The sequence below is a fragment of the Streptomyces zaehneri genome (assembly GCF_032248645.1).
Lineage (GTDB): Bacteria > Actinomycetota > Actinomycetes > Streptomycetales > Streptomycetaceae > Streptomyces > Streptomyces coriariae.
On the sequence record NZ_JASTTJ010000015.1, the window covers coordinates 93,016 to 119,173 of the forward strand.

Genomic DNA, 26,158 nt, shown 5'->3' on the forward strand with positions numbered 1-26,158 from the left:
ATAAAACCCGCTCGACCCATAAAGTGCGGAGTGGAGTACGTGGGAAATAGATGAAGAAACGCTCTCCTTGTATTCCACGGCGCCGGGGTCACTCATTTGCCGCGCATCTGGAGGAGGGGGAGCGGCGTTAGCGGTATATGACGAAAGCAAGGTCCCAGGGCCTGCCTCAACGCCACGCGAGGACGGATGACCTGCCTGCGGTCCGTGATCTGACAGTGCGGAAATATACTCTCCTGTCCGGTGCGGCAGGCTCGGAGCTCGCGATGCAGGGCACCGTGATCGGGGGTGGCGTGTCGGTCGAATGCCGGATCACCGAGCCACTGCTTCGCGAGTTCCTAGTGCTGCTGGAGGCGATCCAGGAGGAACTCAACTCGCGATGGAACGGCCAGGGGAACTTCGGCCGCCGCGTGGACCACGCCCGACGGGCGCATTCCTATGAATCATGACTATGTAGATCCTTCCTTTGCGCGTCGTGAATGGTATTCCGACGCATACTCCTACGGGTCGGACACCGGCTGGAACGGTGGACCTGTCGACAGCGTGCACGCGGGGGTTTCGCTGTCCCCACCCGACGCGGGCTGGGACCCGGTCGAGGAACTTGCGTATCTCATGCAGGAGGCTGCCCCGGCGGAGCAGCCGGCGAGGGTGCCACCGCCTCGCAGCGAGGCCTCATCCGGCGTCGACTTCACCGACCCGATGGAGGGCCTGGCGCAGATCACCGCTCAACTGCCGCCCACTCGAGGTTCTTCTGCCGGGCATCGGAAGATGCGAGGCCGGAAATTCCGGCGCAAGTGGTTGCAGGCCGGCAGCTTTGTCATCGTCGCACTCGTTGCCGTCATGGTGGCGATGGTCAGCGTCTTCGGCGGCATGGTGGCCTACACGCCTCTACAGAAAATCACGTCCGGAACGGGAGGTGGAATGGTCCCGTCGTGGCCTCTTCTCGTGTACGGACCCTGGACGGTGGCCTCTCTCTCCATCCTCCGTACTGCCTTGCATCAGCGCCGAGCCGTGCACTCATGGTTCATCGTTCTGCTCTTCTCCTCCGTTGCGATAATGCTGTGCGTTGCGCAGGCGGACAGGACCTTCACCGGTATCGCCGGGGCTTCCCTGCCGGCTCTCGCGTCTCTCGCGTGCTTCCAGCAACTCGTCCGGCAAATCACGCTCACCCTGCCACCGCGACAGGGCACGCGCCGCCATCGCCAGTAGCGGCCGGGTCCGGGCAGGCCGTGCCGGGCGGGGGAACGGAGCAGGCCCATTCGTACCATCGCCCTCAGAGGCTCGCTCGCTCATGTCGTGACGGGGTGGTCCGACGGCTGTGAAGGACGGCAACCTCGATCAGCTGTCGTGGAGGCGGAGTTCCTGCCGGTAGGTGTTGACCAGGGTGGTGGCGCGGGTGAACCAGTCCGTCTGGACGGCGGTCTCCTCAGCCGCCGGGGGTGCGGCCGCGGGCGGAGTGGGGGATGCGGGTCCGGGATCCGTGGGCTCGGGACGGGCATCCGGAGTGCGTGGGATGCCGCTCGCGGGGCGCGCGCCCAAGGCCCTGCCCGTGGTGTCAGTGCCTGGGCCTACCGTGGTGGGTGATGGCACAGGCATGGAAGTGCGCGGGGCTGCGGTGGTCGGCGGAGGGGCCGGAGCTGACGTGGGACGGGGGGCGTCGTAGTCCGTTGTCCTGGGGGAAGCGGATCTCCTTCGCGGTGGTGGAGGGGGGTGTGCGGGAGTGTGCGGGGGCTCGGGGGCATGGGTGTCCCCGGCGGGTGGTCGTGTCGGGGAGGAGCGCGGGCGGGCGGTGCGAGGAGTGTGCGCGACTGGACCGGGCGCACTCCGTCGCCGCGGACCGGGTCGCCGACGATCCGCGGCCGTACCGCGTGTACCTCGCGTGGTTCGGGCCCGGTCTGGTCAAGGTCGGGATCACGGCCGTCGAGCGGGGCTCGGTGCGGTTGCTGGAGCAGGGCGCGGTCTCCTTCAGCTGGCTCGGCAGCGGGCCGCTGATGGCCGCCCGGCGCACCGAGGAGCTGCTGCGGGCCGCTGTGCGGGTGCCGGACCGGATTCCGTACGCCGTGAAGCGTGCGGTGCGAGCCGCGCTGCCGGAATCGGAGGGGGAACGGGCCGAAGAGATACGTGAGGTGTACGGGCGAGCCGTGGAACTGGGCGGCTGGCCAGAGTCGTTGGAGCGCGCGCCCTTCCGGCCGGTCGATCACGTGCGGGCGTTCGGGCTGTCCGGAGCGCCGGCCGCGCTCGGGGAGGTGGGTGAGCTCGTCCCCGGCGGAGCGGTGAGCGGGGAGCTGGTGGCGGCCGCCGGACCCGATCTGCACCTCGCGACCCCGGCCGGGGTGGTCGTGCTCGACACGCGGTTGATGCGGGGGTGGCAGCTGGTGCCGGTGACGGGCGGTGAACCCGCCTTTCCCGTAAGGCACTTCGAGGTCGGGCCGGACCATCGTCAGGACGGACTGTTCTGAGGGGCCGCGCGGGACCTGGACGGTAGACGCCGGGGCCCTCCTCGCCGGAGCCGAGCTGCGACGAGCCGGGCAAGTAGTCGGCTCGGGCGAGGAGTTGACTCGGGTGGCGAGCCGGCTCGGGGCACGGGTTGGTTCGGGCGGTGAGTCGGTTCGGGCAAGGAGTCGGCTCGGGTGCGAGTCGGCCTGGGTGAAGGATTGGCCCGGGTGAAGAGTTGGCCCGGGCAAGGAGTCAGCTCGGGCGGTGAGTCGGTTCGGGTAAAGAGTTGGATCCCGCTCGGATCCCTTTCGGTAAGAACGGTGGACCGGAGGGGGGGCGCCTCGCTGATCGTGGGTGACATGAGCGAACAGCGCGTGACACCTGTTTTCGCACTTCAACCCCCCTACTACGCCGTGGTCTTCACCTCTCTGCGCACCGAGGGAGACGCCGGCTACGGAGAGACCGCCGAGCGGCTGGGCGAGTTGGTCGAGGACGTCCCGGGGTTCCTGGGGGAGGACTCGGCCCGCACCCCGGGCGGACTCGCGATCACCGTCGCGTACTTCCGCGATCTCGACGGGATCGAGCAGTGGCGGGCGCACGCCGAGCACCGGGCTGCCAAGGAGTACGGACGGGCCCACTGGTACGAGCGGTACTGCCTGCACATCGCCAAGGTGGAACACAGCCACGGGTTCGAGCGGACGCCCCAGGCGATTCTCACGGAGCGCGCGTCCTGAGGGCCGCACAGCATGCCGTACCGGGCATACCACCCTCCGAAGTCGATGCGGAGCAAAGAGTTCCCAGGTGTTGCCTGAGAGGCGCCTGTGCGTTTCTCAGGAAAATCACAGATTAGTGAAAGAGTGCTCTCAGGGGACCCGGCCAAGGTGTTCACCATGACCACGACCTCGCCCCAGGGGCGCACCGAACTGCTGAGGCCGGACGGGAGCCCCGTCCGAGTGCTTGTGGTGGACGACGAGCTGTCGATCACCGAACTGCTGTCCATGGCCCTGCGCTATGAGGGATGGCAGATCCGGAGTGCGGGAGACGGCACGGGTGCCATCCAGACCGCGCGGGAGTTCCGCCCCGACGCCGTCGTCCTGGACATGATGCTGCCCGACATGGACGGGCTGACCGTCCTGGGACGGCTGCGTCGTGAACTGCCCGAGGTGCCGGTGCTGTTCCTGACGGCCAAGGACGCGGTCGAGGACCGGATCGCCGGTCTCACGGCGGGCGGCGACGACTACGTCACCAAGCCGTTCAGTCTCGAAGAGGTCGTGGCGCGGCTGCGGGGGCTCATCCGGCGCTCCGGTGCCGCCGACCGGCGTTCCGACTCGGTGCTCGTCGTCGGGGACCTCACCCTCGACGAGGACAGTCACGAGGTGTCGCGGGCCGGGGACAACATCCACCTGACCGCCACCGAGTTCGAGCTGCTGCGCTTCCTGATGCGCAACCCGCGTCGCGTGCTCAGCAAGGCCCAGATACTCGACCGTGTCTGGTCGTACGACTTCGGCGGTCAGGCCAACGTCGTCGAGCTGTACATCTCCTACCTGCGGCGGAAGATCGACGCGGGACGCGAACCGATGATCCACACCCGGCGCGGCGCCGGGTACCTGATCAAGCCCGCCGTGTCATGAGCGGGCGACGACGGCCGGGTCCGCAGAAGCGACGAGCGGGGAAGCCGCGCACCCTGCGGACGCGGCTCGTCGTCGTGTCCGTGACTCTGATCGCCGTGATCTGCGCGGTGATCGGTACCGTGACCACCCTGGTGCTGCGGGACCACCTGTACGGGCAGCTGGACGGGTCCCTGAAGGAGGCCACCATGCGCCTCTCCGGCGGCCCCGCCGGAGGACCCGGTGGCAAGGGCGCAGTCAAGAACGACAACGGCGCCGCCGACAGCAACGCCAACGCGCCCCAGAAGCAGATGACCCTCGACGAGTTCGTCAGTCAGGGACCGGGGCCGCAGAGGGCCCTCGCGGCCATGGTCGAGAACGGCTCGATCACCAGCGGCCAGGTGGGCGAGAAGAAGAACGACGACAACAACATCCCGCGCATGGACCCCGAGGACCTCACCGAGGCCCAGATCAAGGTGCTCGGCTCGGTCGCGCAGGACGGGAAACGGCACACCGTCGAGATCCCCGGTCTCGGCACCTACCGGGTCCAGTACATCAACGGCAACAACGGCGACTACTACGTGGGCATCCCGACCTCCGACGTCGACAACACCATCAACACCTTGATCCTCGTCGAGATCAGCCTCACCGTCGCCGGCCTCATCGCCGCCACCCTCGCGGGCACCGTCATGGTCAGTGTCGCCACCCGCCCCCTCCGCAAGGTCGCCTCCACCGCCACCCGGGTCTCCGAACTCCCCCTGCACACGGGCGAGGTCAACCTCAGCGAGCGGGTGCCCGAGGCCGAGACCGATCCGCACACCGAGGTCGGGCAGGTCGGCGCCGCGCTCAACCGGATGCTGAACCATGTCCATGGCGCCCTGCACGCCCGCCAGGAGAGCGAGATGCGGGTCCGCCAGTTCGTCGCGGACGCCAGTCACGAGCTCCGTACGCCGCTCGCCTCCATCAGGGGATACGCCGAGCTGACCCGGCGCGGCCGGGAGGAGGTCGGGCCCGACACCCGGCACGCCCTCGGGCGCATCGAGTCCGAGGCCGGCCGGATGACCTTCCTCGTCGAGGACCTGCTCCTGCTCGCCCGGCTGGACGCGGGGCGCCCCCTGCAGTTCGAGCAGACCGACCTGGTCCCCCTGGTCATCGACACCATCAGCGACGCCCGCGCAGCCGGACGCGACCACGTCTGGCGCCTCGAACTTCCCGACGAGCCCGCGCTCGTCTCCGCCGACGCGGCACGCCTTCAACAGGTCCTCGTCAACCTCCTCGCCAACGCCCGGACGCACACCGCGCCCGGTACGACCGTCACCGCACGCGTGCAGCGCCGCGGGCCGTGGCTGTGCGTGGACGTCCAGGACAACGGTCAGGGCATCCCGGCCGATCTTCTGCCACATGTGTTCGAACGGTTCGCCCGAGGCGACTCGGCGCGCTCCCGTGCCACCGGTTCGACCGGCCTCGGCCTCGCCATCGTGCAGGCCGTGGCGACCGCGCACGGCGGCGCCGTGACGGTGGACAGCGTGCCCGGACAGACCGTCTTTACCGTGCATTTGCCGGCCCTTGCCCCCGCCGTTCCCCAGCCCTCCCCCGAAACGAACTGGCAACTCGACTCACAGGTCGAGCACAGTGCCACCACATGGGTGCAACAGGGCGCCTGACGAAAGTCGATGTCATGCGAACCGACTCTTCTCCCGGCACCCTGCCGGCGCGGGAGCACCTCCCGGCCGACACCGCCGGTACGCCTGTCCTGGACGTAGTGATCCCCGTCTACAACGAGGAGAAGGACCTCCAGCCGTGCGTCCGGAGACTGCACGACCATCTGACGCGAACGTTCCCGTACTCCTTCCGCATCACGATCGCGGACAACGCGTCGACGGACACCACCCCTCTGGTGGCGCAGCGACTGGAAGCGCGCATCCCGGAGGTCAGGAACTTCCGGCTCGAGCAGAAGGGCCGCGGCCGTGCGCTGCGGACCGTCTGGTCCGCCTCGGACGCCCCGATCCTCGCGTACATGGACGTGGACCTGTCCACCGACCTCAACGCGCTGCTGCCGCTGGTGGCACCGCTGATCTCGGGCCACTCGGACCTGGCGATCGGCTCTCGGCTGGCCCGTAGCTCCCGCGTGGTGCGCGGGCCGAAGCGGGAGTTCATCAGCCGCGCCTACAACCTCATCCTGCGCGGCTCGCTCCAGGCCCGCTTCTCGGACGCGCAGTGCGGGTTCAAGGCGATCCGGCGCGATGTCGCACAGATTCTGCTCCCCCTGGTGGAAGACACCGGCTGGTTCTTCGACACTGAGATGCTGGTACTCGCCGAACGTGCCGGCCTCCGTATCCACGAGGTGCCGGTCGACTGGGTCGACGACCCGAACTCCACGGTGCACATCGTGAAGACGGCGACGGACGACCTGAAGGGGGTATGGCGCGTGGGCCGGGCGCTGGCCACCGGTTCGCTTTCCCTGGACCGGCTGACCAGGCCGTTCGGCGACGACCCCCGCGACCGCGACATCATGGACGTACCCAAGGGCCTGGCCCGCCAGCTCGTCGGCTTCTGTGTCGTGGGTGGCCTCTCCACCCTCTTCTACCTCCTGCTCTACACCGTGTTCCGCCAGTTCGGCGGGTCCCAGGTCGCCAACGCGCTGGCGCTGCTGGTGTCGGCCGTCGCCAACACCGCCGCCAACCGCCGGCTCACCTTCGGCGTGCGCGGTCCCGGCGGGGCCGTCAAGCACCAGGCCCAGGGCCTGGTCGTCTTCGGCATCGGCCTCGCGCTGACCAGCGGCTCGCTCGTCGCCCTGAACACGGCGACGTCCAGCCCCGCGCACTCCACCGAACTGGCGGTGCTGATCGCCGCCAACCTCGCGGCGACCGTGCTGCGCTTCCTGCTCTTCCGCGTCTGGGTGTTCTCCGACCGGCGCGAGGGCGACGAGCCGGCGAACGGCGTGACGGCCGCCCCGGGCGCCTCCGCCCCGGCCCCCCGCGCCTCCGCCCCCGGCGCCTCCTTCCCGCACGCCTCCGCACCGACGTACCCGACCGGCGCTCCGCAGGCCGGTGCTCCGCAGGCCGGCGGGCACTCCGCGCCGCTGCCGCAGCGGCACGTCGTGCACCCGCACGACCACGACACGACCACTCAGTTCCGCGCCGGCGAAGCCGCGGACGGCACCTGGAGGGACGCGACCATGCAGATGCTGCCGGTCCGCCGCCCCCATGACACCGACCCGGGGGACGCCCGATGAGCACCGACATCGACCGGACGACGACGACCTGGGATCCGCCGCCGACCGCGGCGCCGGTCGGCACGGACCCCGACGCACGGGAGACGGCCGTCCCGGCCCCCGAGTCGGGTGAGCCGAAGCAGCCCTGGCATCGCAGACTGTGGCGCGGCCGGCCCGAGGACCCCCGCTGGGCCCGCCCGGCCTTCCTCGGCCTGCTGGCCGCCACCCTCCTGCTCTACCTGTACGACCTGAGCGCCTCCGGCTACGCCAACTCCTTCTACTCCGCCGCCGTCCAGGCCGGCAGCCAGAGCTGGAAGGCCCTGTTCTTCGGCTCGCTGGACGCGGGCAACGCCATCACCGTCGACAAGCCCCCGGCATCGCTGTGGCCGATGGCGCTGTCGGTCAGGCTCTTCGGTCTGAACTCCTGGGCGATCCTCGTCCCCGAGGTGCTGATGGGCGTCGGCTCGGTCGCCGTCGTGTACGCCTCGGTGCGCCGCCGGTTCAGTGCCGCGGCCGGTCTGATCGCGGGCGCCGTGCTGGCGCTGACGCCGGTCGCCGCGCTGATGTTCCGGTTCAACAACCCGGACGCGATGCTGGCCCTGCTGATGGCCGTGGCCTGTTACATGGTCGCCCGCGCCCTGGAGGACGGCCGGACGAAGTGGCTGGTGTGGGCCGGGGTCGCGATCGGCTTCGCGTTCCTCGCCAAGACGCTCCAGGCCTTCCTGATCCTGCCGCCGCTGGCGATCGTGTACGCGGTGTGCGCCCCGGTGGGTCTGAAGAAGCGGTTCGGCCAGCTGGCCGTCGCCACCGGCGCGCTGATCGTGTCCGGTGGCTGGTGGGTGGCGATCGTCGAGCTGTGGCCGGCCTCCTCCCGCCCGTACATCGGCGGCTCGCAGAACAACTCCTTCCTGGAGCTGACCTTCGGCTACAACGGTCTCGGCCGCCTGAACGGCGAGGAGACCGGCAGCGTCGGCGGTGGCGGCGGCGGAGGCACCGGCCAGTGGGGTGAGACCGGCTGGGACCGGATGTTCAACTCCGAGATCGGCGGCCAGATCTCCTGGCTGCTGCCCGCCGCGCTGATCCTGCTGGCCGGCGGTCTGGTGGCCACGCGGAAGCTCAAGCGGACGTCCACGACCCGCGGTCTGTTCCTGGTGTGGGGCGGCTCGCTGCTGATCACCACGGTCGTCTTCAGCTACATGGCGGGCATCTTCCACCAGTACTACACGGTGGCCCTCGCTCCCTACCTGGCGGCCGTGATCGGCATGGGCGCGGGTCTGCTGTGGGAGAAGCGGTCCGAGCTGTGGGCCTCGATCACCCTCGCGGCCTCGGTCGTCGCGGCGGCGTCCTGGTCGTACGTCCTGCTCAACCGCACCTCCGACTACCTGCCCTGGCTGAAGTGGCCGGTGCTGATCGGCGGCCTGGCCGCCGCGCTCGGCCTGACCTTCGCGGCCCGGATCAACCGTCGGTTCGCCCTCGCGGCGGCCTCCGTGGGCCTGGTGGCCGCGCTGGCCGGTCCGACGGCGTACACCATCAGCACGCTCAAGGAGGGCCACACCGGTTCCATCGTGACCGCCGGTCCGTCCGGCGCGAGCATGATGGGCGGCGGCGGCCCGGGTGGCGGCGGTGGCGGTGGCCGAGGCGGCTTCGGCGGTGGCCAGAACCAGAACGGCAACGGCAACACGCAGAACCAGGGTCAGGGCCAGGGCCAGAACCAGCAGGGCGGCGGCACCGGCGGCTTCCCCGGCGGGGGCATGCCCGGCCAGAACCAGCAGAACGGCAACGGCGGCACCCAGAACGGCAACGGCGGCACCCAGAACGGCAACGGCGGTACGCAGGGCCAGGGTCAGGGCCAGCAGGGCGGTCCCGGCGGCCAGACCGGCGACGGCGGCGGCATGGGCGGCGGTGGCGGTGTCGGCGGTCTGCTCAACGGCGCCTCGGTCACCGACGAGGCCAAGAAGCTGCTGGAGGCCGACTCCGGCAAGTACACCTGGGCGGCCGCCGCGATCGGCGCCCAGAACGCCGCGAGCTACCAGCTCGCCACGGGTGACGCGGTGATGGCGATCGGCGGCTTCAACGGCACCGACCCGTCCCCGACGCTGGCGCAGTTCAAGCAGTACGTGACCGACGGCAGGATCCACTACTTCATCAGCAGTGGCTCCGGCGGCGGCATGGGCGGCGGCAGCGACGGCACGTCCTCGCAGATCACCTCCTGGGTCGAGGCCAACTTCAAGAAGGTGACGGTCGGTTCGGCCACCTTCTACGACCTGACGCAGAAGGCGAGCAGCTGAGGCACCGCGGGTGAGCGCCTGAGTGCGTGAGCGGGTGAGGAAGGGCGGTGACCACGGTCGCCGCCCTTCTTCGCGTCCGCTCCTCGGCTCCCCACCTCACCCCCTCATGTCCCGAACAACTTTGCACGCCGGGCCCCGCGTGAGGACGGGGACCCCGGCACGCCGAGCCCGGTCGGCTCGTCGGCGCGACGGAGCCGCATGTCAGGGCGGTCCCCCGCGCGCCGCGACTTCACCTTCGCCCTGGACCTGCTGATCGCAGGCATCGAGGCAATGGTGGAACGCGGCTGATCCCCCGCTCCCCGGCTCCGTGGCCCGCCGGCCTCGGGCTCCTGGCCCGGCGGCCTCGGGGTTCCCGAGGTCGTCGGCCCCCGCCTACTGGCCGGTGACCAGTCGGGCCGGGAAGCCGCCGGTGGCGATCGGGCCCCAGCGGTCCGGGGTGATCCGGATGATCGACTTGCCCTGCTTCAGCATGGCCTGCCGGTACTCGTCCCAGTCCGGGTGCTCGCCGGCGATGTTGCGGTAGTACTCCACGAGCGGCTCGACGGAGTCGGGCGTGTCGATCACCTCGGCGTTGCCGTCGACCTGGACCCACGGCCCGTTCCAGTCGTCGCTGAGCACGAGGACGGCGACCCGCTCGTCCCGCTTGGCGTTGCGCGTCTTGGCCCGCTCGGGGTAGGTGGAGACGACGATCCGCCCCGAGTCGTCGACCCCGCAGGTCAGCGGCGAGGCCTGGGGACTGCCGTCGGCGCGCCGGGTCAGCAGGATCGCGCGGTGCCGGGGCCGTACGAAGTCGAGCAGCTCGTCCAGGGAGACCTTGGTGTTCGTCGCGATGTTCGGTGCCATGGCGTCAGCCTAGGCGCAGCGGTGCCCGTTCCGGCTGACCCTGCCGTGCCTACGCCTGGGGCAGCGCGTCGCCCTGCACCGCCTGGACGTCCAGCTCCACCTTCAGGGTCGTGCCGATGGCCGCGATGCCCGCCTGGACGACCTGGTTGTAGTTCATCGCGAAGTCCTCGCGGCGCAGCTCGGCCGTGGCCCGGAAGGCGGCCCGGGTGCCGCCCCAGGGGTCGGAGCCGGTGCCCAGATAGGCGAGGTCCAGGTCGACGGGACGGGCGACACCGTGCAGGGACAGCTCGCCGTGGACGGTCCAGCGGTCCGGGCCAGCCGGGGTCAGGCCGGCGGAGCGGTAGGTGATCTCCGGGTACGTCTCGACGTCCAGGAAGTCCGCCGAGCGCAGGTGGGTGTCGCGCATGGCGTTGCCGGTGTCGATGGACGCCGCCCGGATCACAGCGTCCACGCGGGACCTGGCGATGTCCTCCGTGGCTACCTCGATCGCCGCCGAGAACTGCGTGAACCGCCCGCGCACGCTGGAGATGCCCAGGTGCTGGGCGACCGCGCCGACGGCGGAGTGCGCCGGGTCGACGGTCCAGGGTCCGGGCGGGGGCAGTTCCGTGCCGCCCTGCCGGGCCAGGGTCACGGTCCCCACCTCCGCGCGGCCACTGGCGGTCACGATCGCGCTGGAGGCCGCGGGCGCGTACCCGACGGCCGTGACGATGACGGTGTACGCCCCCGGGGCGAGCGCGGTCGCGTCCCGTACGGCTCCTTCCCCGTCGGCCTCGGCGCGCAGCACCTGGCCGCCCGCCGTGTCGGTCACCGTGACGACCGCGTGCGACACGGCCCACCCGTCCCGCGTACGGATCTTCGCGGTCAGTCCCATCTCATGTACTCCTCGAACTGGAACCGGCCCGGTGCGGGGCAGAAACCCCCGCACCGGGCCGGAGCCGATAACTGTCGGAACTACTCGCCGGGATGGGCGAGTTCGATGTCGTGGCCGTCGACGCCGGCGCCCGCCACGGTCAGCGCGGTGGCCACCGGGGGGTAGCCGGTCGCGATGACCGTGTACTCGCCACCGTCGAGGTCGGCGAAGGCGTACGCCCCGTCCGCGCCGGTGGTGGCGGTGCCGACCACGTTGCCCGCCGCGTCGACCAGCGTCACGCGCGCGTCGGCCAGCGGACCGTGCGGCGCCCGGACGACACCCTGGAGCTGGGCGCCCGCTTCGAGGACGACCTCCGTGCGGGTCACACCCGTCGCGCCGATCTCGACGGGCAGGGCGCGCGGCCGGAACCCGACGGCGTTCACCGCGACGGTCACGGCGCCCGGCACCAGCTCGGCGAAGGAGAACTCGCCCTGCTCACCGGTGGCCGCGGTGGCCAGCAGATCGCCGCGCACATCGGTGACGATCACCATGGCGTCCTTGACGGACTCACCCGACTCGGCGGCGCGCACGACACCGCTGAGGCCGCTCGTCCCGCTGAGCAGGATGTCGTACGCGACCGGCTCGCCGTTCACGACGATCGTGGAGGCCTGCGGCTGGAAGCCGTCGGCGGAGGCGATCAGCACGTACGAACCCGTGCCCGGCGCGTCCAGTCCGTAGGAGCCGTCGGCCTGCGCGACCGACCGGCCGAGCTGGCGTCCGGCGAGCGAGATCAGGGTGACGGCGGCCTGCGGGACGGGCGCGCTCTCCGCGCCGCGCACGAAGCCGTGCACCGGGATGCCGCCCGAGGGTGCCTGGAGGGGTTCGGCGGTGGCGACGGCGGCGAGCCGCTGCGTGCCCTGCGGACCGGCCTCCCGGTCCGGCTCGGCAGCCGTCTCGGTGACCGCCCAGCCGGGGACGTGCTCCTCGGCGGGGGCAGTGAGCGCTGCCGGAGCCGCAGCGGCCGCGGTGGCCGTGCCGGCCGTCGCGGACGGCGTCTGCGTCTCCGCCGTGGCGGCCTGCGCCAGCGCGCCCTTGGTCCGCAGCGGGACCTCCTTGATGAACAGGGTGATCAGAAGGGCGAGCAGCGCCAGGACGGACGCGATCAGGAAGACGTCCGCGATGCCGTGGCCGTACGCGCTCTCCATGACCGTGCGCAGCGGCGCGGGCAGCTTGTCCATGTCCGGGATCGAGCTGGAGGAGCTCGAACCGGAGGCGAGCGAGGCGTACTTGGGGCCGAGGTCGGTGATGCCGTCCTTGGCGTAGTCGGTGATCCGGTTGGCCATGACGGCGCCCAGCGCCGAGACGCCCATCGCACCGCCCAGGGACCGGAAGAAGGTGACCGTGGAGCTGGCGGAGCCGAGGTCCTTCGGCTCGACCTGGTTCTGCGTCGAGAGCACCAGGTTCTGCATCATCATGCCGACGCCGAGGCCCAGCAGGGCCATGAAGACCGCGGTCTTCCAGTACTCCGTGTCGTAGCGGATGGTGCCCAGCAGACCGAGGCCGGCCGTGATGAGCACGCCACCGCTGACCAGCCAGGCCTTCCACTTGCCGGTCTTGGTGATGAACTGCCCGGAGACGGTGGAGGAGACGAACAGGCCGCCGATCATCGGGATCGTCATGACGCCCGACATGGTCGGGGACTTGTCCCGGGCCAGCTGGAAGTACTGGGCGAAGAACACCGTGCCGGAGAACATCGCGACGCCGACGAACATCGAGGCGATGGAGGACAGGGTGATGGTGCGGTTGCGGAAGAGGCGCAGCGGGATGATCGGCTCGGTGGCCTTCGACTCGACGAGCACGAAGATCAGCCCGAGCGCGATCGAGCCCGCGACCATCGCGTACGTCTGCCACGACAGCCAGTCGTACTTGTCACCGGCGAAGGTGACCCAGACGAGCAGCAGCGACACCGCGGCGGAGATGAAGAACGCGCCGGCCCAGTCGACCTTCACGTCCCGCTTCACGGTGGGCAGGTGCAGGGTCTTCTGGAGCACGATCAGCGCGATGACGGCGAAGGGGACGCCGACGTAGAAGCACCAGCGCCAGCCGAGCCAGCTGGTGTCGGTGATGACACCGCCGAGCAGCGGACCGCCGACGGTGGCGACGGCGAAGGTCGCGCCGAGGTAGCCGGAGTAACGGCCGCGCTCGCGCGGGGAGATCATCGCCGCCATGACGATCTGCGCGAGGGCGGACAGACCGCCGACGCCGACGCCCTGCACGACACGGCAGGCGATCAGCATGCCGGGGTTCTGCGACAGGCCGGCGGCCGCGGACCCGAGCACATAGATGACCAGCGCTATCTGGACGAGCGCCTTCTTGGGGTACAGGTCGGCGAGCTTGCCCCAGAGCGGGGTGGTCGCCGTCATCGACAGCAGAGTGGCGGTCACGACCCAGGTGTAGGCGGACTGGCCGCCGCCGAGGTCGCCGATGATCTCCGGCAGGGCGTTCGAGACGATCGTGGACGAGAGGATCGCCACGAACATCCCGAGCAGCAGCCCGGAGAGGGCCTCCATGATCTGCCGGTGGGTCATCGGAGTGGCCTCGGCGGAGCCGTGGGACCCTCCGCCGTGCTTCGCGTGAGCCCGCACACCGGCTGGTGTGGTCGTTGCCATGGGCTTCCTTTTCCTATGTTGCTTGTGCGGGTGTACGGGTGGTCTGTGTCTGTTCGCTTACGGGAACGGGAGGCGGCGGCGCGGGCGGGGCCGGCGGCCGGTGCGTGACGGTCCGGCAGTCGCCGAAGCTGGTGCGCAGGCGGGTCAGCAGGGCGATCAGCCGGCCGACCTCGGCGTCGGTCCAGTCGCCGAGCCGTTCCGCCAGCAACTCGGTGCTCCGGCGTGACAGCTCGACGAGCATCGTGTGGCCCTCGGGCGTGAGGTGCAGGATGCGGGAGCGCTTGTCCGCCGGGTCGGGGGAGCGTTCGATCCAGCCCCGGTCGGCGAGGTGCGCGGCGTGTCGGCTGGTCACGGACATGTCGACGGCGAGCAGCTCGGAGAGCGCGCTCATGCGCATGTCGCCGTGGCGGCCGAGGAGCGCCAGGACGCCGGCCGATCCCGCGGAGCAGTCGGGCGGCAGGATCCGCCCGAGGTCACGCTTGACCGCCCCGACGGCACTGAGCTGACGCGCCAGCTCCTCGTACTGCGCCTGCCCTGCCATCACACCTCCCAGTTTGTTGCTTAGGGCAACCATAGGAGCGGTTGGTTGCTACAGGCAAATAAAACGGCCGTGAGGCCCGCAAAAAGTTGGCAAAGGCAAGTATGGCGACGGTAAATGTGCAGGTGGGGGCGTTGCGGATGCCCGATCCGGGCGGGATCGGGGACGGCTGGGCCCGCAGCCGGGCTCGGCAGCGAGGGTGGCCGGTGCGGCCCGAGCCGCTCCCGGGGTGGGGTGACTCGGTCCGGGCCGTCTCCCCGGGAGGGTGGTCACGTCCGGCCGTCTCCCGGGCGGGGTGATCCCCGTCGAGGTCGTCCCTGGTACGGCGGATGCGTGCCGGGTGCCCAAGTAACCGGGCGGGTCCGGGGGGTTCCGGTCGGCCGGACTGCCCACCCCCACTTGGGCCGCCCCGCGCGTTTTCGCTAGTGTCTCGGCCCATGGCTAACACGCAGGGCCCCCAGGGCAACCACGACCCCGCCGGCAGCACCCAGATGTTCCGCGCGTTCGTCGACGACGGCGCCCCCCGGGCCGCCCAGCCGGCCCCCACCCAGTCCGGGCCCCGCATCGGCCTGATCGTCGGCATCGTCGCCGCGGTCGTGATCGTCGCGGCGGTCGCCTGGCTGGCGCTGAAGTAACCGCCGGCCCGCACCGGACACGGTGACGGGATGACGAGATGACGGGGTGAGCGAGCGCGTCGACCGCCGTGCGTCACTGCGGGGTTGACGCGCGCGCCCCCGTCTCTTCGCCTGTCCGGTCTTCGTGTGTCCGGCGCCGCCCGCTCACTCCCACCTCACCGACACGTCCCGCGTCTCGATGTGCATGCCCAGCGGTACGCGCCACGCGTCGACGCAGACCGTCCACGTCTTCTCCTCGCGCGCGCCCGCGGCGATCGGCGTCGGGAGCGCGGCCGTCGACTCGCGCGTCGCCCAGTCGATGCCGATCGCGTCGATGACATGGGTCCCGAAGGTGACCGTGCCGGAACGCACCGCGGTGCCGCCCAAGTTGCGGAAGGTGAGGGTCACGGCCTCGCACCACCGCTGGTCCGTCCCCGCGCGGACGGGATCGCTCACGGCCAGCGAGGCCGGTCCCGCTGGCGCGGTGCTCGGCGGGGCCGTGGGCGCCGGTGAGGGCACGTCCGGTGGCGTACCGCCCCCGGAGCCGCCCTCGGCAGCCCCGGAGCCGCCTTCGGCGCCAGGGGAGCCGCCCGGGGTGCCTGAGGCGCGCGGGACGCCAGGGGCGGTGGTTCGTGGGGTGCCGGGCCCGGCGCCGCCTGCCGCGGTGCCCTCCGACCCGTGTCCGGCCGTTTCGCTCGCCGGGTCCCCTGGACCGGCCGGCCCCGCGGGGGAGCCGCTCTCGTCGTCCAGCGGGACGAGCCGTACTCCGCCCGTCGGATCCGCCGAGTCGCCCGTCCGCGTGTTCGGGTGCGCGGTGTCGCCCGCTCCGCCGATGGCGACGTAGCCGCCGGTGTGCCCGTCTCCGCCGCAGGCGGCCAGGAGGCCGGCCGCCATCACGACGGCGGCCGCCGACGCGCCCCATACGGCGCCCCGGCGGCCACGTGCCCGTGTCGGATCCCGTGTCGGACTTCGCATCGCGTCAGTGTCGCTGACGCTCCGTCAGGAAGGAAGCCCTCGGTCCGGGTCCGGCTAGTCGGAGATCAGGCCCTCGCGCAGCTGCGCCAGCGTCCGGGTCAGCAGACGGGAGACGTGCATCTGGGAGATGCCGACCTCCTCGCCGATCTGGGACTGGGTCATGTTGGCGAAGAAGCGCAGCATGATGATGCGGCGTTCGCGGGGCGGGAGCTTGGCCAGCAGCGGCTTCAGCGACTCGCGGTACTCCACGCCCTCCAGGGCCGTGTCCTCGTAGCCGAGGCGGTCGGCCAGGGAGCCCTCGCCGCCGTCGTCCTCCGGTGCCGGGGAGTCCAGCGAGGAAGCCGTGTAGGCGTTGCCGACCGCGAGGCCGTCGACGACGTCCTCCTCGGACACGCCCAGCACCGCGGCGAGTTCGGCGACCGTCGGCGAGCGGTCCAGCTTCTGGGAGAGCTCGTCGCTGGCCTTGGTGAGGGCCAGGCGCAGTTCCTGGAGGCGGCGCGGGACGCGCACCGACCACGAGGTGTCGCGGAAGAAGCGCTTGATCTCGCCCACGACCGTCGGCATGGCGAACGTCGGGAACTCCACACCCCGTTCGCAGTCGAAGCGGTCGATCGCCTTGATCAGGCCGATGGTGCCGACCTGGACGATGTCCTCCATCGGTTCGTTGCGCGAGCGGAAGCGGGCCGCCGCGTAACGCACGAGGGGGAGGTTGAGCTCGATGAGGGTGTCCCGGACGTACATGCGCTCGGGGCTGTCCTCGGCGAGGGTGGCCAGTCGCAGGAACAGGGAGCGGGACAGGGTGCGGGTGTCGATGGCCCCTGTCGTGAGTACCGGGGCCGGAGCGGCCTCGGGGGCCGTGACGTCGTCGAGCACGTCGAGCACGGCGGGCTCGACGGGCGCGCTTGGCGCGGACTCGCTCTTTGTGAGCGTGAGCACCTCGGAGCTGCCCTGATCTGCGGACATGCCACCCCCTTTGGGTCGCGGGACGGTCGCGGCGGACATTCCCGCTTGAGGAACGTCAGCCTTCACCTGAATACCGGAGCCGAAGCCCCGGCAAACGCGCTTCCGGCAGAATGTCACATGTCGGCAACACGCTGTAGTGACATGTCGACATGTGAGTGACGAATCAGCCCTGGAAAGAGGGGGTCTGACGGCATTTCAGCGCAGATCCGCCGGGAAGGGGTCGAGTGAGCGATTCGCTCTCGAAGGTGACAACTCGCTCATGCTTCCGAGCCCTGATCGAGTGACGTGTCCTTCGGGCTCCGCGTCACGCTTCGATGCGGTTCGCCGATCGCAGCCGCTGGAAGCTACGCGCGAGTAGCCGGGACACGTGCATCTGTGAGACGCCGAGTTCCGCGCTGATCTGGGACTGCGTGAGGTTGCTGTAGTAGCGCAGGAGCAGGATGCGCTGCTCGCGCTCGGGGAGTTGGACCAGAAGGTGGCGCACGAGGTCGCGGTGCTCGACGCCGTCCAGCGCCGGATCCTCGTAGCCGAGGCGGTCCAGCAGCCCCGGCAGGCCGTCGCCCTCCTGGGCGGCCTCCAGCGAGGTGGCGTGGTACGAGCGGCCCGCCTCGATGCAGGAGAGCACCTCGTCCTCGCCGATGCGCAGCCGCTCGGCGATCTCGGCCGTCGTCGGAGTGCGGCCGAACGCGGTCGTCAGGTCCTCGGTGGCACTGTTGACCTGCACCCACAACTCGTGCAGCCGGCGCGGTACGTGGACCGTGCGGACGTTGTCGCGGAAGTACCGCTTGATCTCGCCGATGACCGTCGGCATGGCGAACGTCGGGAACTGCACGCCCCGCTCCGGGTCGAAGCGGTCGATGGCGTTGATCAGGCCGATGGTGCCGACCTGGACGACGTCCTCCATCGGTTCGTTGCGGGAGCGGAAGCGGGCGGCCGCGTAGCGCACGAGCGGGAGGTTGGCCTCGATGAGCGCCCCGCGCACCCGGTTGTGCTCCGGCGTGCCCGGCTGGAGCTCCTTGAGCTCGCCGAAGAGCAGCTGGGTCAGCGCCCGGGTGTCGGCGCCCCGGCGCCGCTCGGGCGGCTCGACGGGTTCCGTGGCGACTTCTGCAGGGGCTTCGGTGAGGGTTTCCGTGCGGGTTGCCGTAGGGGCCTGAGGGACGGCTTCCAGGGCCGGCGCGGGGGCGGGTGCCGGGGGTGCCTCTTCCTGAGGCGGCGCAGTACTGGCCGACACGGTCAACGCCACCTCTTCGTCAGGTCAACATCGGTCAACTCATCCGTCAAAAGCGGTCATAGCATCACAAGACATGTGCACTGTGTGCAAGCACCCCATAACGCCGTGTTGAGGGAGAAGTTGAGCCGCGTGCCCTGTTTCCCGACGTGCGAAAGCCCCCCGCTGTTCCCGCGGAGGGCTCCGAACCGACGAAAGGACTGCCGAAACGGCTACCGAAAGGACTGCCGGCCTGCCGGACTGCCGAAAGACCGTCGGGGACGGCGGCCCGGAAGCCGAGAAGGGCGGCTCAGAACTCGTAGTCGGCGACCACCCAGGTGGCGAACTCGCGCCACAGGGCGACGCCCTCCTGGTGGGCCGGGTGCTCGATGTACCGCTTGAGCGCGTCCGCGTCCTCGACCGCCGAGTTGATCGCGAAGTCGTAGGCGATGGGCCGGTCGCTGATGTTCCAGCCCAGCTCCCAGAAGCGCAGCTCCTCGATCGCGCCGCCGAGCGCCCGGAAGGCCGCTTCACCCCGCACGACACGGGGGTCGTCGCGTTCGACGCCCTCGTTGAGCTTGAAAAGGACCAGGTGGCGGATCATGGGCACTCCCAGTGCGAGCTACTCGGCCCCGTCGGCCAGCCAGGTGAAGAAGTCGCCGACGGCCTTGGCGGCGTCCGATATGCCCTGGAAGCCTATCTGGACGTAGTCGGCCGCCTTCGCCGGGTCCGTGATGATCACGTAGAGCACGAAGACCACGAGTACGTAGACGGCGATCTTCTTGGCGTTCACCGCCACCTGGCCTCCCCTGTATGAGCCCGTCCGGGCCTTGTTGACGGCGGCGAGTGTAACCGTAAGTGCGATTTTCACACCGCTTTTGAACGTCCACGGCGCGTTCGTGAACCGTTCGCGGGTCCTCGTCCGATGAGGGGGTGAACGCCGGTGCGTGCCGGGCGGAGTGGAAGAAGGGAAGGGGAGGAAAATGCTGGGACTGCTGGAACCGCTGGCCGTCGCCCCGATGGTCCTCGTTGCGGTGCTGTGCCTGTGGGCGTTGCTGGACTGCGTCCGTACCCCCGGGGAGCGCGTCCGGTACGTGCCGAAGCTGCTCTGGCTGCTCTTCCTGCTCAGCGCCCCGGTCGTCGGCGGCCTCGCCTGGGTGTACTTGGGCAAGCACCGCGAGCCGCGCGAGTGCCCCGAGAACACGACGAAGGGCCCGACTCATGGAGTCGGACCCTTCGTCCAGAAGCGGTAGCGGAGGGATTTGAACCCTCGGTGACTTGCGCCACACTCGCTTTCGAGGCGAGCTCCTTCGGCCGCTCGGACACGCTACCGAGGGAGACCCTACAGCAAGGCGGGCCATGGTTTGAAATCGGTATTCGGGGGCGATCAGCGGTCGCGGAAGAACTCCGTGAGGAGCCCCGCGCACTCCTCGGCGAGGACGCCTTCGACGACCTCGGGGCGGTGGTTGAGCCGTCGGTCGCGGACGACGTCCCAGAGGGAGCCGGCCGCGCCCGCCTTGTCGTCACGGGCACCGTAGACGACCCGGTCCACCCGGGACTGCACGAGCGCGCCCGCGCACATCGTGCACGGTTCGAGGGTCACGACGAGCGTGCAGCCGGACAGCCGCCACTCGCCCAGCGCGGCGGCCGCCCGCCGGACGGCGAGCACCTCCGCGTGGGCCGTCGGATCGCCGCCGGCCTCCCGTTCGTTGTGGCCCCTGGCGAGGACCGTCGTACCGTCCGGAGCCAGCACGACGGCGCCGACCGGGACGTCTCCGTCCCGGGCGGCCAGCCGTGCCTCGTCCAGGGCGAGCCGCATCGCGGCCCGCCAGCGGTCGCGTACGGGATCCGGCGCCGTTCGCGGTGCGGTCAGCGGACGGTCTCCAGAACCTCCGAGGCGCCCAGGGCGTCGGCGATCTCGGTGACCGCGTCCGAGGACAGCGACCTCAGCTCCTTCTCGCCGACGCCGAGGTCGTCGAGGATGCCGGCGTCGCCGACGGGGCCGTGCGGTACGGCCTCGGCCGGGCTGCCGTTCACGACGCTGACGACACCCTCGTCCTCGGTGCCGTCGTCCTCGTCCTCGTCCTCACCGTCCTCGGTGCCGTCGAGGTCGAGGGCGTCCAGGTCGTCGTCGTCACCCGGGTCCCTTCCGAGCAGTTCGTCGGTGAGCAGGATCTCGCCGTACGAGCTGCGGGCGGCGGCGGCGGCGTCGGAGACGAAGATGCGAGGGTCCTCCTCACCGTCGATACGGACGACCCCGAACCAGGAGTCCTCCTGCTCGATCAGCACGAGCACCGTGTCGTCGTCGGGAGAGGCCTCCCGGGCCAGGTCGGCCAGATCCGACAGGGTCTCCACATCGTCGAGCTCCGTGTCGCTCGCTTCCCACCCGTCTTCGGTGCGCGCGAGCAGTGCGGCGAAGTACACCGTGACTCTCCCACTGGTCTTAGGCGTGCCGGTTGGGGGTCCCCCCGGCGGAGGTTGCGGGCGGAGAGAGCTCAGGCTCCGAGCCCCACCCACTCGGAATCGTGGCAGAAACCAAGCGTCCAGGGGACGTCTTCGGCTCCCTGATTCCCGTGGTTTTGATCGCACGCCCACGAGTACGTCCATGTGCACGTACACGAGACGTCCGTCGAGTGACTCACCAGTGCTCTCGTCGCCGCCACCAGCGGATCGTACGCGGCTTTCCCTCGCGCCCACGCACGCCCGCCCCACGGGACACCCGTGACGGTGGTGATCTTCCCCGTATGCCCCAAGTCCCGTCCGGCCGGGGCTACCAGCGGAAGGTGCGCATGCGCATCGCGTGGCGCAGCCGGGCGGTCTTGGCGCGGCGCGGCTGGACCCGGTCGCGCAGTTCGCGGGCCTCCGCCAGCTCGCGCAGGAACCGGGCGCGGCGCCGTCGTCGCTCGGCGTCGGTCTCGTCCGGACGCGCCTTCCGCGGCGAGTCGTTGTCGGGCAGGTTGGGCAGCTCAGGCATCAGCACACCACTTCGGGTACCCCGGTCCGGCTCCTTACCTTTCCCCACTTTCCCTCCGACGGGCGGTTTGACGCCAGCCAATGGCCCAACCCGAGGGCAAGCCGAGGGGGAGAGGTTCACTGTGAGTGGGGACGCCGGGCGGGTTCGGCCCGGTTACTGTTGTGGACATGCGTCTCCACGTCGTCGACCACCCTCTGGTCGCCCACAAGCTCACCACGCTGCGCGACCAGCGCACGGACTCCGCGACCTTCCGCCGGCTGGCCGACGAACTGGTCACCCTGCTCGCCTACGAGGCCACGCGTGACGTGCGCACCGAGCAGGTCGACATCAAGACGCCGGTCTCCCCGACCACCGGCGTGAAGCTCTCCCACCCGCGCCCGCTGGTCGTGCCGATCCTGCGCGCGGGTCTCGGAATGCTGGACGGCATGATGCGGCTGCTGCCGACCGCCGAGGTGGGCTTCATGGGCATGATCCGCAACGAGCAGACGCTCGAGGCGTCCACGTACGCCACGCGTATGCCGGAGAACCTCCTCGGCCGCCAGGTGTACGTCCTGGACCCGATGCTGGCCACCGGCGGCACGCTGGTCGCCGCGATCCGCGAGCTGATCCGGCGCGGCGCCGACGACGTGACGGCCGTGGTGCTGCTCGCGGCCCCGGAGGGTGTGGAGCTCATGGAGCGCGAGCTCGCGGGCACCCCGGTCACCGTCGTCACGGCGGCGGTCGACGACCACCTCAACGAGCACGGCTACATCGTCCCGGGCCTGGGCGACGCGGGCGACCGGCTGTACGGCGCGGCCGAATAGGCCGATGCGCGACCGCCTGACCGCCTGAGCGGGCCGAGACGTCCGGCAGGCTCGCTCGCGAGGCGGAAGGCGGAGTGGGGCGGGAAGGGCTGCTGTCAGCAGCCCTTTTTCGTGGACGCCGTCGGCTGCGGTGCGGCCAGGGCCGTCAGCGCCTTGACCGAGGCCGTCGGGCTGGTCAGCGCCTTGAACCGGTTGCCGATGATCAGGTCGACCGCCGTGCCCGCCCGGGCCGCGTCGGTGCGGCGCTCGGCGGTGGTGAGCTGGGTGGCGAGCACCGGCAACGAGGTGTTCAGCGAGGCCGCGGGGCCGAGCAGTATCCCGGTGCCGGTGACCTTCTTGTCGTACTGCTTGGTGGCGTTGCCCACCTCGCCGATCTTGAAGCCACGTTTCTTCAGCTCGTCCGCGGTGGTCTTGGCGAGGCCGCTGCGGGTGGTGGCGTTGAAGACGTTCACGGTGATCTGCGCGGGCTTGGGCACCGCGCCGACTACAGCGGCGGCGGACGCGGAAGGGGAAGCTGAGGCCGCGGGGCTCGCCTTGGTCGCCTTCGTCGAGCAGCCGACCCCGGCAGCGGTGGCCGTGCCCCCACCGCCCGTGAAGACGTCGATGAGCTGGAGGGTGCCCCAGCCGGCCACGCCGAGCACGGCGCCGCAGGCGACGACCACCACGACCAGCCTGCCGCGTCGTCGGTGGGGGCGCATGCGGGGGTATTTGTCCCCCGTGATCCGGTACTTGCCGCCCATGCCGGGGGGAGTCAGCATGCTCATGGGCGCAGCGTAGTGCGCCCGGGCGGCCGTGACGAATAAACGATCATCCGACACCGCTCGAGGCACGGGAAAGCACCCGAAAGGGTCAACCCGAAGGGTCGGCCGGGGCCGGGGCGGGGTTCTGGCAGGGCTCCTCGCGGGGCTCCGGGCTGGGGTCAGTCCAGCTCGAGCACGCGCGCGTGCAGTACCTGTCGCTGCTGGAGTGCCGCCCGCACCGCGCGGTGCAGTCCGTCCTCCAGGTACAGGTCGCCCTGCCACTTCACGACGTGCGCGAAGAGGTCGCCGTAGAACGTGGAGTCCTCCGCGAGCAGGGTTTCCAGGTCGAGTTGCTGCTTGGTGGTCACCAGCTGATCGAGGCGGACCGGGCGCGGCGCGACGTCCGCCCACTGCCGGGTGCTTTCCCGGCCGTGGTCGGGGTACGGCCGGCCGTTTCCGATGCGCTTGAAGATCACACGGAAAGCCTACCGGTCCAGGCGTTCCGGGCGCAGCCATGGAGACGGAGTGCGACGCTGGAAAAGACGTGATGAACAGGGGTAAAACGGAACGAGGGTCTGCCGATGAGTGAGCCGACGAGCGCCGCCGACATCGCCGCCGGGTACGCCTTCGCCGGGCCCGCCCTCGACCTGGGCGCGCTGCTGTGGGACGGGAAGTGTCTGCCCGAGGCCCCCGTCCGCATCCCCCTTCCCATGCTGAACAGGCACGGACTGGTCGCGGGCGCCACCGGCACCGGAAAGACCAAGACGCTCCAGCTGATCGCCGAGCAGCTCTCGGCGCAGGGCGTGCCGGTGTTCCTCGCCGACGTCAAGGGCGATCTGTCCGGGGTCTCGGCGCCGGGAGCGGCGAACGACCGGGTGCGGGGGCGGGCGGCGGAAGTCGGCCAGAAATGGACGGCGACCGGCTTCCCGGCCGAGTTCTACGCCCTCGGCGGCCTCGGCCACGGCATCCCGCTGCGGGCCGCGATCACCAGCTTCGGCCCGGTGCTGCTCGCCAAGGTGCTCCAGCTCAACCACACCCAGGAGCAGTCCCTCGGCCTGATCTTCCACTACGCCGACCAGAAGGGCCTGGAGCTGCTCGACCTCAAGGACCTCCGCTCGGTCGTCGCCTTCCTGACCTCGGACGAGGGCAAGGCGGAGCTGAAGGGCATCGGCGGGCTGTCGACGGCCACTGCCGGGGTGATCCTGCGCTCGCTGACCGCCTTCGAGGCCCAGGGCATGGCGAGCTTCTTCGGCGAGCCGGAGTTCGACACGGCCGAGTTCCTGCGCACGGCCCCCGACGGCCGCGGGGTCGTCTCGGTCCTGGAACTGCCCGCCGTCCAGGAGAAGCCTCAGCTCTTCTCGACGTTCCTGATGTGGCTGCTGGCCGATCTCTTCCACGACCTGCCCGAGATCGGCGACGCGGACAGGCCCAGGCTCGTCTTCTTCTTCGACGAGGCGCACCTGCTCTTCAACGACGCCTCGAAGGCGTTCCTCGACTCCATCACGCAGACCGTCCGGCTGATTCGCTCGAAAGGGGTCGGCGTGTTCTTGGCTTCCGATACTTTCTCCCTATGAACGCGAAGCAGCGGGCCGGGGGGTACATCCGGCAGAGCCAGGAACGGCAGGACAGGTCCGAGGGATCACCGCGCGCTCAGCGCGAGGCGTGCCGGGCGGAGGCCGCGAGGCGGGGTTACGAGTACGCGGGGGACTACGAGGACAGGGACCTGTCCGGCTACAAGGTCGGGGTGGTCCGGCCCGAGTTCGAGCGCATGCTGAGTGACGCCCGCGCCGGACGGCTGGACGTGATCGTCGTCCACTACGTCAGCAGGTTCTCTCGGCAGCGCCCCGAGGACGCGGTTCCGGTCGTGATGGAGCTGCACCGGCTCGGCGTCACGATCGTCTCGGCCAATGAGGGAGACTTCCCGCCGGGCGACACCATGAAGTTGATCATGCTCATCATGCGGCTGGACCAGGCCCATGAGGAGAGCGCCAACAAGTCCAAGGCGGTCAAAAGCACGAAGAAGATCCTCCGTGACGCCGGTTCGTGGGTCGGGGGACTCCCGCCGTACGGGTACGCGACGGAGGAGGTCCGGGAAGGCGGTCTGACGCTCCGGAAACTCGTGATCGTCGAGGACGAGGCCGAAGTGATCCGCGAAGTCGTGAACACGATCCTGGAGAACAAGGACCGCCCAGCGGAGGCGGGTCGCCGGAGCCCCGGCTCACTCGCGGGTATCTGTGCCGACCTCAACGCGCGAGGTGTCCCGACGAAGACCGCCCGCCTGAACGGCAAGTGGCGAGGCGCTGTGACCATCAGTACACCGGGCCGGAGCAAGCCGCCGCAGTGGGAGGTGACCACCCTCAAGCGGATCTTGCAGGACCCCCGCATGATCGGGCACGCGGTCGAGCCGGTCTACGAGCGAAAGGAGACCAAGGACGGGGCGATCCGGGAGCAGATCACGGGCTATCGGACCATCCGCGACCCGAAGACCCAGGAGCCCGTGATCAGCCACGCCGCCATCCTGGAGCCCGCCGACTGGCATGTCGTGCAGGAGTGGCTGAAGACGCGAGGGCGAGGACAGGGGCTCAACCGAGGAAGCGCACTCCTCAGCGGGCTCGCCCTGCTGTTCTGCGAGTGCGGGTTCACGATGTCCAGCAACGGCGTCCGCAGCGCTACGGCGTCCTACAGGTGTTCCCGGCCCAGGGGTGCCGCCACCGAAGGGCACACCGGCGGGAACAGCATCAAGCGCGACCACATCGAGGACCACGTTGCGCGTGCCGCTCTGGCGAAGGTGTCGAGCGCTGACGAGGACGTCCCCGAAACCCTGGAACTGATCGAGGAAGCCACGCGTCGGTTCGCCGCCACCATTGCGAGCCCCGAATTGGTTGCCGAACGCGCCGAGTTGGTGATGAGGAAGAAGGACCGTGAGATTGCGCTCAACGAGCTGTATGACGACCTGGAGAACGACGTCTACAGCGGTCCGATCGGTCGAGAGCGATTCAAGGTGAAGAAGGCGGAAATGGAAGGGGAGATTGCGGGCTTGGACTCTCGTATTGCGGAGTTGTCTCGTATGGAGATGCCCGCTCTCCCTATTGAGCAGTGGGTGGGCGGCGATGAGCCTGACGGAGACCCGATCGGACCGGGGTCGTGGTGGTATTCGGCAAGTCACGAAGAGAGGCGCTCTTTCCTCCGTCTCTTCATCGATCGCATCGAGATCACGAAGGCCGAGGGGCGCGGGAACAGGTGGGAGGAGTACGACGCGGGCAAGCGCGTGACGATCGAGTGGGCCAGGAAGCCCGTACCGTCTGAGGCGTAACACCTCCCCGAACATTGATCAGCCCCGTCCAGGTGTCGAACCCGGGCGGGGCTGATCGCTGTCGCGATGGTGTCTTACGTCGCCGTAGTGCCCTCCGGCAGGAGGAGCGGCTGAAGGTACGTCGACC

General features: G+C 70.2%; 27 protein-coding genes, 1 tRNA gene and 1 pseudogene. 13 read left to right on the forward strand and 16 right to left on the reverse strand.

Translation table 11 applies throughout. The features are described from left to right. The first annotated feature begins 263 nt into the window (after positions 1–263). A complete protein-coding gene (locus QQM72_RS24135) occupies positions 264–446 on the forward strand; it encodes a hypothetical protein (RefSeq protein ID WP_314222954.1) in 183 nt (60 codons plus the stop codon). Further along, entirely contained in the window at positions 436–1,206 is a 771-nt protein-coding gene (locus QQM72_RS24140) for a DUF2637 domain-containing protein (protein WP_314222955.1), read from the forward strand. The genes QQM72_RS24135 and QQM72_RS24140 overlap by 11 nt, the downstream gene beginning before the upstream one ends. Before the next feature lie 129 nt (positions 1,207–1,335). On the opposite strand, the gene QQM72_RS24145 is transcribed toward QQM72_RS24140, so the two are convergent. Beyond that, entirely contained in the window at positions 1,336–1,536 is a 201-nt protein-coding gene (locus QQM72_RS24145) for a hypothetical protein (RefSeq protein ID WP_314222956.1), read from the reverse strand. 44 nt (positions 1,537–1,580) lie between these two features. Here QQM72_RS24145 and QQM72_RS24150 point away from each other — a divergent pair, with 44 nt between their 5' ends. From QQM72_RS24150 to QQM72_RS24175, 6 genes are all read left to right on the forward strand, one after another. Beyond that, on the forward strand, positions 1,581–2,456 hold the full coding sequence (locus tag QQM72_RS24150; RefSeq protein ID WP_314222957.1) for a DUF2797 domain-containing protein: 876 nt from the start codon (positions 1,581–1,583) through the stop codon (positions 2,454–2,456). A gap of 336 nt (positions 2,457–2,792) precedes the next feature. Continuing rightward, positions 2,793–3,167 (forward strand): antibiotic biosynthesis monooxygenase family protein, encoded by a 375-nt coding sequence (locus tag QQM72_RS24155; RefSeq protein WP_314222958.1) that lies wholly within the window; start codon positions 2,793–2,795, stop codon positions 3,165–3,167. A 156-nt stretch (positions 3,168–3,323) separates the two neighbouring features. Next, positions 3,324–4,064, forward strand: a complete 741-nt coding sequence (locus QQM72_RS24160) for a response regulator transcription factor (protein WP_020131327.1) — start codon at positions 3,324–3,326, stop codon at positions 4,062–4,064. Further along, positions 4,061–5,704, forward strand: a complete 1,644-nt coding sequence (locus QQM72_RS24165) for a HAMP domain-containing sensor histidine kinase (protein ID WP_314222959.1) — start codon at positions 4,061–4,063, stop codon at positions 5,702–5,704. The genes QQM72_RS24160 and QQM72_RS24165 overlap by 4 nt, the downstream gene beginning before the upstream one ends. Positions 5,705–5,718: 14 nt before the next feature. After that, complete coding sequence (locus tag QQM72_RS24170) at positions 5,719–7,275, forward strand: bifunctional glycosyltransferase family 2/GtrA family protein (protein ID WP_314222960.1); 1,557 nt, start codon at positions 5,719–5,721, stop codon at positions 7,273–7,275. Continuing rightward, complete coding sequence (locus QQM72_RS24175) at positions 7,272–9,542, forward strand: glycosyltransferase family 39 protein (RefSeq protein ID WP_314222961.1); 2,271 nt, start codon at positions 7,272–7,274, stop codon at positions 9,540–9,542. Before QQM72_RS24170 ends, QQM72_RS24175 begins: the two co-directional genes overlap by 4 nt. 372 nt (positions 9,543–9,914) lie before the next feature. Here QQM72_RS24175 and QQM72_RS24180 read toward each other — a convergent pair whose 3' ends face one another. From QQM72_RS24180 to QQM72_RS24195, 4 genes are all read right to left on the reverse strand, one after another. Continuing rightward, positions 9,915–10,385, reverse strand: a complete 471-nt coding sequence (locus QQM72_RS24180; protein ID WP_314222962.1) for a PPOX class F420-dependent oxidoreductase — start codon at positions 10,383–10,385, stop codon at positions 9,915–9,917. 49 nt (positions 10,386–10,434) lie between these two features. Continuing rightward, the gene (locus QQM72_RS24185) at positions 10,435–11,256 is read right to left on the reverse strand and encodes a YceI family protein (RefSeq protein WP_314222963.1); all 822 of its coding nucleotides are present in this window, start codon (positions 11,254–11,256) and stop codon (positions 10,435–10,437) included. Between the two features lie 80 nt (positions 11,257–11,336). After that, positions 11,337–13,904, reverse strand: a complete 2,568-nt coding sequence (locus QQM72_RS24190) for an MFS transporter (RefSeq protein ID WP_314222964.1) — start codon at positions 13,902–13,904, stop codon at positions 11,337–11,339. Positions 13,905–13,917: 13 nt separating this feature from the next. Then, positions 13,918–14,445: a MarR family winged helix-turn-helix transcriptional regulator gene (locus QQM72_RS24195; RefSeq protein WP_314222965.1), complete on the reverse strand. Its 528-nt coding sequence runs from the start codon at positions 14,443–14,445 to the stop codon at positions 13,918–13,920. 434 nt (positions 14,446–14,879) lie between these two features. Between QQM72_RS24195 and QQM72_RS24200 the strand changes: the two genes are divergently transcribed. Next, positions 14,880–15,077, forward strand: coding sequence for a hypothetical protein (locus QQM72_RS24200; protein ID WP_054242212.1), 198 nt, complete (start codon positions 14,880–14,882; stop codon positions 15,075–15,077). A gap of 144 nt (positions 15,078–15,221) precedes the next feature. Here QQM72_RS24200 and QQM72_RS24205 read toward each other — a convergent pair whose 3' ends face one another. From QQM72_RS24205 to QQM72_RS24225, 5 genes are all read right to left on the reverse strand, one after another. Further along, the gene (locus QQM72_RS24205; protein WP_314222966.1) at positions 15,222–16,031 is read right to left on the reverse strand and encodes a hypothetical protein; all 810 of its coding nucleotides are present in this window, start codon (positions 16,029–16,031) and stop codon (positions 15,222–15,224) included. Between the two features lie 54 nt (positions 16,032–16,085). Continuing rightward, positions 16,086–16,994 (reverse strand): RNA polymerase sigma factor SigF, encoded by a 909-nt coding sequence (locus tag QQM72_RS24210; protein WP_020131315.1) that lies wholly within the window; start codon positions 16,992–16,994, stop codon positions 16,086–16,088. 304 nt (positions 16,995–17,298) lie between these two features. Further along, on the reverse strand, positions 17,299–18,231 hold the full coding sequence (locus QQM72_RS24215; protein ID WP_399078422.1) for an RNA polymerase sigma factor SigF: 933 nt from the start codon (positions 18,229–18,231) through the stop codon (positions 17,299–17,301). Positions 18,232–18,511: 280 nt separating this feature from the next. Beyond that, positions 18,512–18,805: a Dabb family protein gene (locus QQM72_RS24220; protein WP_314222968.1), complete on the reverse strand. Its 294-nt coding sequence runs from the start codon at positions 18,803–18,805 to the stop codon at positions 18,512–18,514. 18 nt (positions 18,806–18,823) lie between these two features. Further along, entirely contained in the window at positions 18,824–19,000 is a 177-nt protein-coding gene (locus tag QQM72_RS24225; RefSeq protein ID WP_020131312.1) for a hypothetical protein, read from the reverse strand. A 184-nt stretch (positions 19,001–19,184) separates the two neighbouring features. Between QQM72_RS24225 and QQM72_RS24230 the strand changes: the two genes are divergently transcribed. Next, positions 19,185–19,454, forward strand: coding sequence for a PLDc N-terminal domain-containing protein (locus tag QQM72_RS24230; RefSeq protein WP_314222969.1), 270 nt, complete (start codon positions 19,185–19,187; stop codon positions 19,452–19,454). Here the strand turns inward: QQM72_RS24230 and QQM72_RS24235 are convergent. The 4 genes from QQM72_RS24235 to QQM72_RS24250 form a co-directional block, all read right to left on the reverse strand. Further along, positions 19,449–19,533 (reverse strand) — tRNA-Ser (locus QQM72_RS24235). The two genes, QQM72_RS24230 and QQM72_RS24235, sit on opposite strands and share 6 nt — an antisense overlap. Before the next feature lie 55 nt (positions 19,534–19,588). Beyond that, positions 19,589–20,020, reverse strand: coding sequence for a tRNA adenosine(34) deaminase TadA (gene tadA, locus QQM72_RS24240; RefSeq protein ID WP_020131307.1), 432 nt, complete (start codon positions 20,018–20,020; stop codon positions 19,589–19,591). 50 nt (positions 20,021–20,070) lie between these two features. Next, on the reverse strand, positions 20,071–20,625 hold the full coding sequence (locus QQM72_RS24245) for a tRNA adenosine deaminase-associated protein (protein ID WP_314222970.1): 555 nt from the start codon (positions 20,623–20,625) through the stop codon (positions 20,071–20,073). 346 nt (positions 20,626–20,971) lie between these two features. Continuing rightward, entirely contained in the window at positions 20,972–21,175 is a 204-nt protein-coding gene (locus QQM72_RS24250) for a hypothetical protein (protein ID WP_082412854.1), read from the reverse strand. Between the two features lie 167 nt (positions 21,176–21,342). Between QQM72_RS24250 and upp the strand changes: the two genes are divergently transcribed. Continuing rightward, entirely contained in the window at positions 21,343–21,978 is a 636-nt protein-coding gene (upp, locus tag QQM72_RS24255) for a uracil phosphoribosyltransferase (protein ID WP_314222971.1), read from the forward strand. Between the two features lie 95 nt (positions 21,979–22,073). Here the strand turns inward: upp and QQM72_RS24260 are convergent, their stop codons facing one another. Beyond that, positions 22,074–22,718 (reverse strand): LytR C-terminal domain-containing protein, encoded by a 645-nt coding sequence (locus tag QQM72_RS24260; RefSeq protein ID WP_314223037.1) that lies wholly within the window; start codon positions 22,716–22,718, stop codon positions 22,074–22,076. A gap of 179 nt (positions 22,719–22,897) precedes the next feature. Beyond that, complete coding sequence (locus QQM72_RS24265) at positions 22,898–23,194, reverse strand: type II toxin-antitoxin system VapB family antitoxin (RefSeq protein WP_004943146.1); 297 nt, start codon at positions 23,192–23,194, stop codon at positions 22,898–22,900. A 105-nt stretch (positions 23,195–23,299) separates the two neighbouring features. Between QQM72_RS24265 and QQM72_RS24270 the strand changes: the two are divergent. Together QQM72_RS24270 and QQM72_RS24275 are read left to right on the forward strand one after the other, a co-directional pair. Continuing rightward, a pseudogene (locus QQM72_RS24270) lies at positions 23,300–24,280 on the forward strand (helicase HerA-like domain-containing protein); the annotation flags it as partial. A gap of 8 nt (positions 24,281–24,288) precedes the next feature. Next, entirely contained in the window at positions 24,289–26,031 is a 1,743-nt protein-coding gene (locus tag QQM72_RS24275) for a recombinase family protein (RefSeq protein ID WP_314222972.1), read from the forward strand. Positions 26,032–26,158: the final 127 nt, after the last annotated feature.